This window comes from Kitasatospora sp. NPDC036993, from assembly GCF_055607525.1.
Genome location: NZ_JBVJRP010000020.1, coordinates 80,637 through 94,114 on the forward strand (window position 1 = coordinate 80,637; position 13,478 = coordinate 94,114).

8 protein-coding genes are annotated in these 13,478 nt (G+C 72.4%); 1 reads left to right on the top strand and 7 read right to left on the bottom strand.

What is annotated here, in order from left to right; genetic code table 11:
• Positions 1–308: 308 nt before the first annotated feature.
• Both ACZ7C5_RS32465 and nrdR read right to left on the bottom strand, forming a co-directional pair.
• A complete protein-coding gene (locus ACZ7C5_RS32465) occupies positions 309–3,200 on the bottom strand; it encodes a vitamin B12-dependent ribonucleotide reductase (protein ID WP_401091934.1) in 2,892 nt (963 codons plus the stop codon).
• A 207-nt stretch (positions 3,201–3,407) separates the two neighbouring features.
• On the bottom strand, positions 3,408–3,908 hold the full coding sequence (gene nrdR, locus ACZ7C5_RS32470) for a transcriptional regulator NrdR (protein ID WP_401091933.1): 501 nt from the start codon (positions 3,906–3,908) through the stop codon (positions 3,408–3,410).
• Positions 3,909–4,447: 539 nt separating this feature from the next.
• Between nrdR and lexA the strand changes: the two genes are divergently transcribed.
• Entirely contained in the window at positions 4,448–5,143 is a 696-nt protein-coding gene (lexA, locus tag ACZ7C5_RS32475) for a transcriptional repressor LexA (protein WP_188299320.1), read from the top strand.
• A 148-nt stretch (positions 5,144–5,291) separates the two neighbouring features.
• On the opposite strand, the gene ACZ7C5_RS32480 is transcribed toward lexA, so the two are convergent.
• Genes ACZ7C5_RS32480 through ACZ7C5_RS32500 form a run of 5 tightly spaced genes read right to left on the bottom strand, consistent with a single transcriptional unit; the run spans position 5,292 to position 13,033 of the window.
• Positions 5,292–7,400, bottom strand: a complete 2,109-nt coding sequence (locus tag ACZ7C5_RS32480; RefSeq protein ID WP_470324057.1) for an ATP-dependent DNA helicase — start codon at positions 7,398–7,400, stop codon at positions 5,292–5,294.
• 12 nt (positions 7,401–7,412) lie between these two features.
• Positions 7,413–9,236, bottom strand: a complete 1,824-nt coding sequence (locus ACZ7C5_RS32485) for an IucA/IucC family protein (RefSeq protein WP_401091929.1) — start codon at positions 9,234–9,236, stop codon at positions 7,413–7,415.
• Positions 9,214–10,608, bottom strand: coding sequence for a lysine N(6)-hydroxylase/L-ornithine N(5)-oxygenase family protein (locus ACZ7C5_RS32490; protein ID WP_470324058.1), 1,395 nt, complete (start codon positions 10,606–10,608; stop codon positions 9,214–9,216). The genes ACZ7C5_RS32485 and ACZ7C5_RS32490 overlap by 23 nt, the downstream gene beginning before the upstream one ends.
• A 38-nt stretch (positions 10,609–10,646) precedes the next feature.
• On the bottom strand, positions 10,647–11,342 hold the full coding sequence (locus ACZ7C5_RS32495) for a GNAT family N-acetyltransferase (protein ID WP_401091925.1): 696 nt from the start codon (positions 11,340–11,342) through the stop codon (positions 10,647–10,649).
• Positions 11,234–13,033, bottom strand: coding sequence for an IucA/IucC family protein (locus tag ACZ7C5_RS32500; protein WP_401091923.1), 1,800 nt, complete (start codon positions 13,031–13,033; stop codon positions 11,234–11,236). Before ACZ7C5_RS32500 ends, ACZ7C5_RS32495 begins: the two co-directional genes overlap by 109 nt.
• Between the last annotated feature and the right edge of the window lie 445 nt (positions 13,034–13,478).

A 13,478-nucleotide genomic window follows, 5' to 3' on the forward strand; every position in this document is an offset into this window, starting at 1 on the left:
CGGGCGGCTGATCGGTTCACGCTTTCTGCCGATCATATCGATTCAGACATAGCCCTCAAGCAGCCAGTTGACGGCCAGTCCCCTTCTTTCACACCACACACACCACGTGGCGACGCCGTCGGCGCCCGCCCGAGCGCGACGGTTCACGTCCCGGTCGTCCGACGGCCCAGCTCCGCCGAACCGTCGCTCCGGCGCCGCACGGGACATCGGCGGCGCCGGGAACGCGAAGAAGCGGGGCGAGGACCTTCACGGTCCTCGCCCCGCTTCAGGTGGTCACCTCAGGAGGTGACCACCGGGGTCGAGCGCGGTCAGCTGCAGCCGCTGGTGGAGCCGCAGCCCTCGCAGAGGTAGCAGCTGCCGGCGCGGCGCATCTTGGTGCCGCAGGAGAAGCAGAGCGGGGCGTCGGCGTTGAGGCCGAGCTGGATCTCCATCAGCTCCGTGGAGTTGTGGGCCTGCTTCGCGGCGGGCTTGGGCGCCTCGACGGCCCGGGCCTGGACCGGCGCGGCCTGGACCGGCGCAGCGGTGACCGGCGCGGACTGGGCGAGCGACTCGGTGTCGAGCTCCTCGGCCTCCAGCGGCTCGTACGAGCCCGTCTCCAGGTGGCGCTGACGCTCCTCGACGGAGTGGATGCCGAGCGCCGAGCGGGTCTCGAACGGCAGGAAGTCCAGCGCCAGGCGGCGGAAGATGTAGTCGACGATCGACTGCGCCATCCGCACGTCCGGGTCGTCGGTCAGACCGGCCGGCTCGAAGCGCATGTTGGTGAACTTCGCGACGTAGGTCTCCAGCGGCACGCCGTACTGGAGGCCGACCGACACCGCGATGGAGAAGGCGTCCATCATGCCCGCGAGGGTCGAGCCCTGCTTGGACATCTTCAGGAAGACCTCGCCCAGGCCGTCGTCCGGGTAGGAGTTGGCCGTCATGTAGCCCTCGGCGCCACCGACCGTGAACGAGGTGGTGATGCCGGGACGGCCCTTGGGCAGGCGCTTGCGGACCGGGCGGTACTCGACGACCTTCTCGACCACCGCGGCCGGGGCCTCCTCGGCCGCGGGCTCGGAGTCCTTCTTCTTGGCCGAGAGCGGCTGGCCGACCTTGGAGTTCTCGCGGTAGATGGCGAGCGCCTTGACGCCCATCTTCCACGCCTCGAAGTAGATCTCCTCGACGTCCTCGACGGTCGCGCTGGACGGCATGTTCACCGTCTTGGAGATGGCGCCGGAGATCCACGGCTGGATCGCCGCCATCATCCGCACGTGCCCCATCGGCGAGATGGTGCGCTCGCCCATCGCGCAGTCGAACACCTCGTAGTGCTCGGACTTCAGGCCGGGGGCGTCCACCACGTTGCCGTGCTCGGCGATGTGGGCGACGATCGCCTCGATCTGCTCGTCCTGGTAGCCGAGGCGCTTCAGGGCGCGCGGGACGGTGCCGTTGACGATCTGCATCGAGCCGCCGCCGACGAGCTTCTTGAACTTGACCAGGGCCAGGTCGGGCTCGACGCCGGTGGTGTCGCAGTCCATCATCAGGCCGATGGTGCCGGTCGGGGCGAGCACCGAGGCCTGGGCGTTGCGGAAACCGTTCTGCGTGCCGAGGCGCAGCACGTCCTGCCAGGCCTTGTTGGCGGCCAGCCGGACCGGGGCGTCCAGGTCGTCCACCGAGACGGCGTCCAGCGAGGCGTCCGCGTGCTGCTTCATGACCTGCCGGTGGGCGGTCGCGTTGCGGGCGTAGCCGTCGTACGGGCCGACCACACCGGCGAGTTCGGCGCCGCGGCGGTAGGCGGTGCCGGTCATCAGCGAGCTGATGGCGCCGGCCAGGGCGCGGCCGCCCTCGCTGTCGTAGGCGTGGCCGGTGGCCATCAGCAGGGCGCCGAGGTTGGCGTAGCCGATGCCGAGCTGGCGGAAGGCGCGGGTGGTCTCGCCGATCTTCTCGGTCGGGAAGTCCGCGAAGCAGATGGAGATGTCCATCGCGGTGATGACCAGCTCGACGACCTTGGCGAAGGACGCCGCGTCGAAGGAGTCGTCGTCGCGCAGGAACTTCATCAGGTTCAGCGAGGCGAGGTTGCAGCTGGAGTTGTCCAGGTGCATGTACTCGGAGCAGGGGTTGGACGCGTTGATGCGGCCGGACTCCGGGCAGGTGTGCCAGTGGTTGATGGTGCTGTCGTACTGGATTCCCGGGTCGGCGCAGGCCCAGGCGGCCTCGGCCATCTTGCGGAACAGCTTCTTCGCGTCGACGGTCTCGATGACCTCGCCGGTCATCCGGGCGCGCAGGCCGAATTCGGCGCCGTTCTCGACGGCGGTCATGAATTCGTCGTTGACGCGGACCGAGTTGTTGGCGTTCTGGTACTGGACGGAGGTGATGTCGTCCCCGCCGAGGTCCATGTCGAAGCCCGCGTCGCGCAGGGCGCGGATCTTCTCCTCCTCCTTCACCTTGGTCTCGATGAAGGCCTCGACGTCCGGGTGGTCCACGTCGAGCACGACCATCTTGGCCGCGCGGCGGGTGGCGCCACCGGACTTGATGGTGCCGGCCGAGGCGTCGGCGCCGCGCATGAAGGAGACCGGTCCCGAGGCGTTGCCGCCGGAGGAGAGCAGTTCCTTGGAGGAGCGGATCCGGGAGAGGTTGAGGCCGGCGCCGGAGCCGCCCTTGAAGATCATGCCCTCTTCCTTGTACCAGTCGAGGATCGACTCCATGGAGTCGTCGACGGACAGGATGAAGCAGGCGCTGACCTGCTGGGGCTGCTTGGTGCCGACGTTGAACCAGACCGGCGAGTTGAAGCTGAACACCTGGTGGAGGAGGGCGTGGGTCAGCTCGTGCTCGAAGATCTCGGCGTCGTCCTTGGAGGCGAAGTAGCCGTGCTTCTCGCCGGCCGCGCGGTAGGTGAGCACCACGCGGTCGATGATCTGCTTGAGGCTCCACTCGCGCTGCGGGGTGCCGACGGCACCGCGGAAGTACTTGGACGTGACGATGTTGACGGCGTTGACCGACCAGAAGTCGGGGAACTCGACGCCGCGCTGCTCGAAGTTGATGGAACCGTCGCGCCAGTTGGTCATGACGACGTCGCGCCGCTCCCAGCGGACCTCGTCGTACGGGTGCACGCCAGGAGTGGTGTAGATGCGCTCCATCCGGAGACCGCCCTTCGGGGCCTTGGCGCCCTTGGCCACGGCCTTCTCGGACTTCGACCCGCGTGCGGAACCGCTCGTGGTGTCTGTCACTTCTCGCTCCTCCTCCTGGGCAAACGCCCGAAGTGCCCCGAAAAATCCGGGCACTGCTGGTTCGTTCTTCCGGTGTGCGGGCAGGCGGCGACCTTGCCTGCTTACGCACGGTTTGTAGTGTTCTGTGCCCAGTTTTCGGGCACGCGTGGGCCCCACGGGGCCGTGGTGGTGCGACGAGGCCCGTCCCGGGCCGGGTGCCGGAGCCTCCTAGGGCGCGGCGGCGGAGACGGAGACGCGGGCGTCGTCCGTCCCGGTGGCGCGGGGCCGTTCGGCGCGGAGTTCCGCGATGGCGGCCTCGAAGTCTTCCAGTCCGTCGTACGCCTGGTACACGCTGGCGAAGCGCAGGTAGGCCACCACGTCGAGTTCCTTGAGCGGGCCGAGTATGGCCAGCCCCACGTCGTGGGTGGTCAGCTCGGCACTGCCGCTGGCGCGCACGCACTCCTCGACCCGCTGACCCAGCTGGGCCAGCGCGTCCTCGGTGACCGGGCGGCCCTGGCAGGCCTTGCGGACGCCGGTGATGACCTTCTGCCGGGAGAACGGCTCGGTGACGCCGCTGCGCTTGATGACCATCAGCGCGGCCGTCTCCACCGTGGTGAAGCGGCGGCCGCAGTCCGGGCACTGCCGACGACGGCGGATGCAGCTGCCGTCCTCGGTGGTCCGGCTGTCGACAACACGGCTGTCGGAGTGCCGGCAGAAGGGGCAGTGCACCTCGGGATCCCTCCCTGGCAGAACGTTCGGACCGGTTGAGTCTATGCGATGCGCCCCCGGCCTCGGCAAGCTGATCATGCGGCGCGACCACTAGTACTGGGCACGGAGAGGACTGTAGCCACTACATCTGGGACTTCGGGGGAGGCGAGCGCCTTGGCGTGTCGGCGCCGCGGCGGCGCCGATTAGACTGCCCGGGTCGGGTTTCACTCGAACATTTACTCGATGTACAACAAAGCCTTGATCGAGTCAGTCAACTCCCGAATAATTCACTCGAACGTGTGTTTGGCGCAACCTTTCGATAGGCGGCGCGTTGGGCTGGAAAAGGGAGAGGACAGCCGTCGAGAGGGGCCGCCGTGAACACGATCGAAAGCAACACCATCCCGGTGCAGGAACACTCCCAGTTCAAGGTGGGGCAGCGCACCACGAATCAGCAGGGTGTGGACATCAGCATGGACCGTAGCGAAGACCACCGCCTCTCCGGCGCGGCCCTTTCCGGGGCGACCCGCGTTCCCGACCAGCCGATCGAACACTCCCCCGCCATGGACGACACCCACCCCTCCCCGGCCCGCGCGATGCCCGGCCGCCCCCCCGGCATCCGCACCGACGAGGCCGGTCTCACCGAGCGCCAGCGCCGGGTGATCGAGGTCATCAGGGATTCCGTCCAGCGGCGCGGGTACCCGCCGTCCATGCGCGAGATCGGCCAGGCCGTGGGCCTGTCCAGCACCTCCTCGGTCGCCCACCAGCTGATGGCCCTGGAGCGCAAGGGCTTCCTGCGCCGGGATCCGCACCGTCCGCGCGCCTACGAGGTCCGCGGCGTCGAGGTGGCCCGTCCGAACACCGCCGAGACGGCCGGCCGCCCGTCCACCTCCTACGTGCCGCTGGTCGGCCGGATCGCCGCCGGCGGGCCGATCCTGGCCGAGCAGACGGTCGAGGACGTCTTCCCGCTGCCCCGCCAGCTGGTCGGCGAGGGCGAGCTGTTCGCGCTCACCGTGCGCGGCGACTCGATGATCGAGGCCGCCATCTGCGACGGCGACTGGGTCACGGTGCGCCGCCAGCCGGTCGCCGAGAACGGCGACATCGTGGCCGCGATGATCGACGGCGAGGCCACCGTGAAGCGGCTGAAGCGCGAGGACGGCCGGATCTGGCTGATGCCGCACAACCCTGCGTACGAGCCGATCAACGGCGACAACGCGACCATCCTGGGCAAGGTCGTCGCGGTCCTGCGCCGCCTCTGACCACGCCGCCCGAACACACCCGGACGCCTTCGGTGAACGGGAACGACGGAGGGGCTCCACCGCGGACTGCGGTGGAGCCCCTCCGTCGTTCCCGGCCCGGAACCCGCGGCCCCGAACCCACGGGCCGCAACCCACGGCCCGGGGCCGCTCAGCCCCGCTTCACCACCGGCCGCACCGGCGCCGCCGCGGCGTCGATCGCCGCCAGCGAGCGGCGCACCTGGTTGCGATCCGTGGTGTACCAGAACTCCGGCATCGAGGACCGGAAGAAGCCCCCGTACCGCTTGGTCTCCACCCGCGGGTCCAGCACCGCGACCACGCCCCGGTCGTCGCCCGCGCGCACCAGCCGGCCCGCGCCCTGCGCCATCAGCAGCGCCGCGTGCGTCGCCGCGACGGCCATGAAGCCGTTCCCGCCGCGCTGTTCGACGTCCCTCTGGCGGGCGCTCATCAGCGGGTCGTCCGGCCGGGGGAACGGGATCCGGTCCATCACGACCAGCTGGCAGGCCGAGCCGGGCACGTCCACGCCCTGCCAGAGCGAGAGCGTGCCGAACAGACAGGTGGTCGCGTCCGAGGCGAACTCCCTGATCAACTCGCCCAGGGTGTCCTCGCCCTGGAGCAGGACGCGGTGGTCCAGCCGCTCGCGCATCGCCTCGGCTGCCGTCTGGGCGCCGCGCATCGAGGAGAACAGGCCCAGCGTCCGCCCGCCGGCCGCACCGATCAGCTCGGCCAACTCGTCCAGCATGTCGGGACGTTCGGGGTCGCGTCCGGGGTCGGCCAGGTGCCTGGCGACGTACAGGATGCCCTGCTTGGGGTACTTGAACGGCGAGCCGACGTCGATCCCGCGCCAGCGCGGGACGGCGTCCTCCCCGAAACCCGGTTCGGGGTTGTCCCCCGCGGTGCGGATGTCCGGCAGCCGCGTCTCGGAGGGCAGGCCGACGGAGGCGGCGACGCCGTTGAAGTCCCCGCCGAGCTTGAGCGTGGCCGAGGTGAGGACGACCGAGCGCTCCTTGTACAGCCCCTCGCGCAGCAGCCCGGAGACGCTCAGCGGGGCGACCCGCAGCGAGGCGGTGCCCAGCCCGTAGCGGTCGCTGCGCTCGATCCAGACCACGTCGTACTCGGAGCCCTCCAGCAGCCGGTCGGCGGTCTCGTGCAGCGCCTCGGCCGAGGCCATCGCCTGCTTGCGGACGGCGTCCTCGTCGCTGAGCCCCTTGTCCCTGGTCTCGCCCAGCGAGGTGATCACCTGGCGGGAGGCGTCCCGGATCGAGGTGACCGCGTACCCCAGGTACTCGGGCAGCTCCTCGACCCGGCCGGGCTGGGCCGTCTCCATCAGGCCGTGGAAGTTCTCGGCGGCGGCCTGGAGCGCGTCCACCGCCTTCTCGTTGGCCAGCCGCGCGGCCCGCTTCACCGCCCGGTTGACCGCGCCGACGGTCAGCTCGGCGGTGGCCGCCCCGGTGACCCGGTTGACCAGTTCGTGCGCCTCGTCCACGATCAGCAGCCCGTGCTCGGGCAGCACCGGCGCGCCCTCGATCGCGTCGATCGCGAGCATCGCGTGGTTGGTGACCACGACGTCGGCCAGCTTGGCCCGCTCCCGCGCCTTCTCCGCGAAGCACTCCTGCCCGTACGCGCAGCGGGTGGCGCCCAGGCACTCCTTGGAGGTGACCGACAGCTGGGCCCAGGCCTTGTCGGAGACGCCGGGGCTGAGGTCGTCGCGGTCCCCGGTGTCGGTCTCGTCGGCCCAGTCGCGCAGCCGCAGCACGTCCTGCCCGAGCTTGCCGGTGGGCCCGCCGAGCGCGTCGACCGGGTCGAACAGGCCCTCACCCTCGTCACTCGGGGTGCCTTCGTTGGCCCGGTGCAGGCACAGATAGTTGGAGCGGCCCTTGAGCATCGCGTACAGCGGGCGGCGGCGCAGCACCGGGTGCAGCGCCTCGACGGTGCGCGGCAAGTCCCGCTCCACCAGCTGGCGTTGCAGCGCCAGGGTGGCGGTGGCGACCACCACGCGGTCCCCGTGGGCGAGCGCGGGCACCAGGTAGGCCAGGGACTTACCGGTGCCGGTGCCGGCCTGGACGAGCAGGTGCTCGGCGTGGTCGACGGCATCGGCGACGGCCTCGGCCATGCGGACCTGGCCGGGGCGCTCGACGCCGCCGACGGCCGCCACCGCGGCGTGCAGCAGTTCGGGGAGCCGCGAGCGGGGGACGGCGACGGCTTCCTCGGACTCGTCGCCGAGGTCCGCCGCGGGCTGGGATTCGGAGTCGTTCGTCATGACCCTCCCAGCCTACGGGGCGGGGGCGACAATCCGGTCCCGTCGCCCGGGCGGTCGCACGTCCACGGCGACCAGTGCGTTCGGTACGGTCCCGTACCGGGCGGCGTGCGGGCGGTGCGGGCGGTCCTGGTAGCCGTCGAGGAGCAGCCGGTTGCGGTTGAGACAGAGCCGGTCGATCCGGGGCCGGAACAGGTCGAACAGGTCGAAGCGCTCGCGCAGCTCGGGGAAGCGGTCCTGGTAGCGCAGCACCTCGGCGCGCAGCAGGGCCCAGAACTCGGTCTCGGGCAGCCCGGTCTGCGCCTCCAGCAGCGGGGCCAGGTAGCGGAAGACGCCGATGAACAGCCCGGAGTGGATGAACTGGCAGAGCCCCTGCGGGCTCTCCCGCAGCAGCACCTCGGCCACCTCGGCGGGCAGGCCGTGCAGCTCGGGCAGGCTCTGCGCGCTGAGGTTGACGTCGTCCACGAAGTCCTTGACCGCGAGCCGCACCGGCGCGTCGGTCGAGTCGAAGACCACGATGGCGTTCTCGCCGTGCGGGGAGAAGACCAGTCCGTAGCGGTACAGGAAGTGCAGCAGCGGCGGCATCAGCGCGGCGAACAGCCGGCCGGTCCACTCGGCGGGGGTGAGCCCGGAGCGGGCGATCAGCTCGGCGGCGAGCGCCCGCCCGTCGGAGCCGGTCTGCAACAGCGCGGCCAGGGTGCGGGCCCGTTCCCCGCCGTCCAGGAAGGGGCCGAGCGGCTGGCGCCAGATCGCGCCGAGCAGTTCCTTGTACTGGTACGGAGCCTCGGGCAGCTCGCGGTAGAGCGGGTGGTCGACGGTGACGGAGGCGATCTCGCCGAGCAGGATCACCCGGCACTCCTCGCGCAGGTACGGGTCGGCGTCGCGCAGCGCGAGCAGCCAGGCGGTGACGGTGGGCGCGGCCAGCGTGCGCTCGACCGGCAGGCCGCGCCAGACCAGGGTGTTCAGGATGGACAGCGGCAGCTTGACGGTGCAGCGCTCGGGGTGGGCGGTGTTGAAGAAGGAGCGGATGGACTGCTGGGGCAGCCGTGGGTCGCCGTCCGAGGGCAGCGGGACGATCTCGCCTGAGGCGATCCAGGGCGCGAACAGCGGCAGGATCGTCTCGTCCCACTGCCAGGGGTGGACGGGCAGCAGCAGGTAGTCCCCGGCGTCCGGGCCGAGCGCGGCGCGCAGCGCGTCCACGTCGTCCAGCTCGCGGGCGTACAGCTGCTCCGGCCGCTCCAGCCCCGGCACGCCGCGGTACTCGGCGAGCCGGCGGTGCACGGCGATCCAGGGCAGCGGGCGGGGGCTGCGGGCCTCCGGGGTCCAGCGGGCGGCGTCGGTGGCGGAGAAGCCGATCCGGCCCTTGTTGGGGACGATCCACGGGTGGCCGGTCTGCCGGCCCTCCAGCGCGCTGTGGTCGAGGTCGGCGAGTTCGGCGGCGCTCAGCGCGGTGGCGAGCTGGCGGGCGTCGGCGGTCAGGGTGGCGGAGAGTTCGCGGATCAGGTGGCCGGTGGTCTCGCCGCGCATGCCGAGGGTCTGCCGGGCGTACGGGAGGAAGCGCAGCGGGTCCAGGCCGTCCGGGCGGGAGCAGCGGACGGACTCCGGATCGACCTGCCAGCTGTCGTAGGCGCCGCGCCTGGCGGTGAAGCGGTACTCGGCCTCGGGCAGCTCCAGCAGGTACTCACCGGGCGCGTCGCCGGGGACGGGCCTGAGCAGTTCCTCGTAGGCGAACTCGCCCAGCATCTTGGCCAGCAGGGCGCGGCCGGCCCGCTGCCAGTGCCCGGCGGTGAGGTGCGGGGGCAGGTGGAGCGGCGGTTCAGCGGCCGACGGTTGCGGCACGGGTCAACTCCTGGGGGCGGGGGACGACGGGGGTCCGGTCGAAGGGCGCGGGGCCGGGGACGGGCGGCGCGAAGCCGGTCCAGGCGGTGCGGCTGGGCAGCCGGTGGACGGTGCGCCCGGTGACGGCGTTGAGGATCACGGCGGCCCGGTGGGCGCCGAGTCCGAGGTCGGGCGTGCCGACGCCGTGGCTGTGCAGTTCGGCGTTCTGGACGTACAGCCCGCCGGTGAGTTCGGGCCTGGTGGCGACCCGGTGGTCGAGGTCGACCCGGTAGCGCCCGGCCTCGTCCCAGTCGATCAGGTCGGCGATCGGTTCGAGCGCGGCCGGGCGGGCCGCCCGGTAGCCGGTGGCGAGCACCACGGCGTCGGTGCGCAGCAGGTGTTCGGCGCCGGAGTCGGTGTGCCGGCAGTGCAGTTCGAGGCCGCCGCAGGGGCCGGGGAGGGCGGCGGCGACGGCGGTGCCCGGGGTGATCTCGACCGGGACGGCGTCGATCGGGCGGCCGATGGTGCGCTCGTAGAGGTGGTCGTGGATCTCGGCGAGGGTCTCGGCGCTGGCGGCCTTGTGCAGCTGCCACTGGGCGGTGACCAGGGCGTCCCTGACGGGGGCGGGCAGGGCGTGGAAGTAGCGGGTGTAGTCGGGGGTGAAGTGCTCCAGGCCGAGCTTGGAGTACTCCATGGGGGCGAGCGCCCTGGTCCGGGTGAGCCAGCGCAGCCGGACGCCGTCGCCCTCGTGGTGCCGGAGCAGGTCGAGGAAGACCTCGGCGCCGGACTGTCCGCTGCCGACCACGGTGATGTCCCGGGCGCCGGCCAGGTCGGCGCGGCGGTCCAGGTACTCGGAGGAGTGGAAGGCCCGCGGGTGGCCGGCCAGCGCGGCGAAGGCGTCGAGCAGCACCGGCCGGGTGCCGACGCCGAGGGCCAGGTTGCGGGCCCGTACGGAGGACCGCCGCCCGGTCGCGGTGTCGGTCAGCTCGGCGCGGTACCAGGGCGCCTCCCAGTGCAGGGCGGTGACCTCGGTGCCGAAGCGGCAGTCGGCCAGCCGTTCGGCGGCCCAGCGGCAGTAGTGGTCGTACTCGCGGCGCGGCAGTTGGAAGCGCTCGGCGAAGTAGAACGGGAACAGCCGGTCCTGCGCGCGCAGGTAGTTGAGGAAGGACCACGGGCTGGTCGGGTCGACCAGGGAGACCAGGTCGGCGAGGAACGGCACCTGCATCCGGGCTCCGTCCACCAGCATCCCGTGGTGCCAGCGGAACTCCGGGCGCTGGTCGCAGAAGAGCGTGCGCAGGCCGGGGACGGGCTCGGCGAGCGCGGCGAGCGAGAGGTTGAACGGTCCGATGCCGACGCCGAGCAGGTCGTACGGAGGGGGTGTCGAGGTGTCCACAGGGTGTCCTAGGCGGGGAGTTGGGCCGGTCCGGAGGATCAGGGGGAGCCCGGTCCCGGCCGCGCGGCGGGCCCGTCGGCCCGGTCGCGGACCATCAGGGCGGCGCGCTTGTCGGGCAGGTCGAGTTCGGCGGCGGCCCGGAATCCGGCCCGTTCGAAGGCCCGGACGGACCGCCGGTTGCGCACGTCCGGCTCGGCGACCACCCGTTGGCAGCGGGGATTCCGGCGGAGAATCAATTCTGCGAGCGCGGCCAGGAGCACAGCGCCCAGGCCGCGGCCGCGGCTGACGGACGGGCCGAGCAGCAGGTGCAGACCGGTGTCGTGCGGCCTGGCCGGATAGTGGGCGGCGAGCGGGTCGAGGTCGGCGCGGTAGACCTCCCAGTAGCTCATCGGCTCGCCGTCGAGCAGCCCGAGGCACGGGGTGCTGCGGCCGTCCCCGTCCAGTTGGGCCCGGACGTGCCGCTCGGTGGTCTCCGGCGGCCCGGCGAGCTCCCAGAACGCGTCGACCTCGGGATCGTTCATCCACCCCGCGATCAGCGCCAGGTCGGCGGGCAGCCGGACCGGGCTGAGCCGGAACTCGCCGGCCGGAGTGGGGACCGCTCCCCACCCGGGCGGTTCGCACGGCATCAGAGGCCCGCCACCGGGTTGGGGACGTCCACGTACACCGACTGGCTGGCGACCGGGCCGACCAGCTCGTCCATGCCGTTGATCCGGGTCAGCAGGTTGGCCTTGCACGGCAGCGTCGGCGAGTCCAGCAGCAGCGCGGACAGCGCCGAGCCGGCCGCGGTGGCCCGCGTGCCGGTCAGGAACCGGCGCAGCGCGGCCAGCAGCACCGTCTCGTCGGCCAGCCGCTGGGAGCCGAGGGCGCCGATCAGGCCGAGCACGTGGTTGATGCCGAGGTAGTAGGCGAAGTGGTGGTCGATCACCTCGTCCGGCAGGAAGGTGTCGCTGTCCGCGCCGAGTCCCGGCACCCGGGCGGTGAGCCGCTCGGCGGCGCTCTCCCGGTAGTAGTAGCCCTGGTTGTCGCGGTAGCGGCCGCCGCACGGCCAGCCCTCGGCGTCCAGCAGCACGAGGCTGTTCTGCTGGTGCGCCTCCAGGGCGATGCCGCCCCGGCCGTCCAGCCAGAGGATGGGCAGCACGACCGCGTCCAGGTAGCGCAGGAACCATTCGGCGGCGACGGTGGGCAGCGGGCGGGCGCAGCGGGCGGCCAGCGCCCGCAGGATGTCGCCGAGCCGGGAGGGCACGGTGTCACCGGTGCCCAGCGGCTGTTCGGCGACCAGTCCGGCGACGCACAGCGCGCGTTCGGTGGGCGCGAAGGGCTGGGCGCGCAGCACGGTGTCCAGACCGCCGGGGTCGCCGAGGTCGGGGTGGTCGACGCCGATCCAGGCCGGGTCGCGGACGATGTCGAAGCCGGGGTGGGCGGCCCGCCACTCGGCGGCGAGTCCGCTCTCCAGCAGCCGGTGCATCTCCAGGCCGCGGTGGAGCTCCTTGCGCAGGTTCTCCCGGCGGGAGTTGGTGATCCGCAGGCCGAGCGAGAGCTTCAGCATCCACGGGGTGCCGGGCCGGTAGACGGTGCGCACCGAGGAGGTGGGGTACCAGGGCTCGCCGGCCGGGCCGAGGTCGTGCAGCAGCCCGTCGGCGAGCAGCGCGGCGACGGCCGGGCGGTGGGCGAGTTCGCGTGCCTGCCAGGGGTGCAGCGGGACGGCGGCGGTGCCGGGCGGCAGTGCCACCGTGCCGTCGAGCAGCCCGGCGGTGAGCTGCTCGGCGCTCTCGGCGAGGGCGGAGCCGGCCGCGAGCAGCGCGCGGTCCACCGCGTACCAGTGCAGTTGGAAGGAGCCGTGCAGCTCGGGCGAGTAGGCGGCGCTCTGGGCCGGGGAGAGGCCGTCGCGACTCTTCGGGGTGGGGTGCAGCGGGTGGCCGAGCAGCAGGGACTGCTCGGTGGCGAGGAAGTGCGAGCGTTCCGGTCCGCCGGGCACGGCGGCGGTGCGGCGGTGGGCGAGGATCTCGGCGGTGCGCACGACCGAGTCGGCGACCCGGCCGGCCAGGTCGGCGACCTGTCCGGGGTCGGGCCGCTCGGCGGCCGCGGCGGCGAGCAGGGCGGCGGTGGTGACGGCGTCCACCGGGGCCTCGGCGGTCCCCTCTCCGGCCGAGAGGGTGGCGGGGCCGAAGCGGTGCCAGCCGCCGGGCGACCAGTAGCGGACCGGGGCGGTGAGCCGGGCGGCACCGCCGAGGACGGCGATCCGCAGCTGCCCGTCGGGGCCGGGCCTGGCCCCGGTCTCCCGTGTCCAGCAGCGCAACAGGGCTTCCAGACCGGCCTGTTCGGCGGCGACGGCCGGGTCGGGGTGCAGCAGCAGGTCGGACTCGGCCGCGGGCCGCTCCGCGGACAGCTGCGGTTCGGGCGGGGCTCCGGTGAGGGCGGTGCTCAAGGCTGCTCCTTGGGGCGCGTGGGGTGCCGACGCGCACTGTGGTGAAGGGGATCTGCGGGCACCCGCACCGTCGCGTCAGGTAAGGGTTACCTATCCATGACGGGTGATCACAAGGACCGCTCACTCGTCCGGGTGAGAATCGGGGATTGTCCACCGCCGGGGCCGGATGCCCTGCTGTGCCGGTGGAGGGGGCGGCTCCGGATCACGGATCGGTGACCTCCGGCACGCACCGCAACCCGGGGGGCGGGCACCGCCGTCCTCGTCTGCGATGGAAGACTCCAGGGCGGCGGACCGCCGTACCGCGAACCGGCCGGGCACGCACCACCGCGCTCCGGCGGCACCGGACGCGGCACCGACCGGCGGCCCGGTGGCGACCGGCCGGGCACCGGCCGGCCCCACCCGCACGAGCACCGACCGAACGAGCACCGACCGAACGAGCACCGAC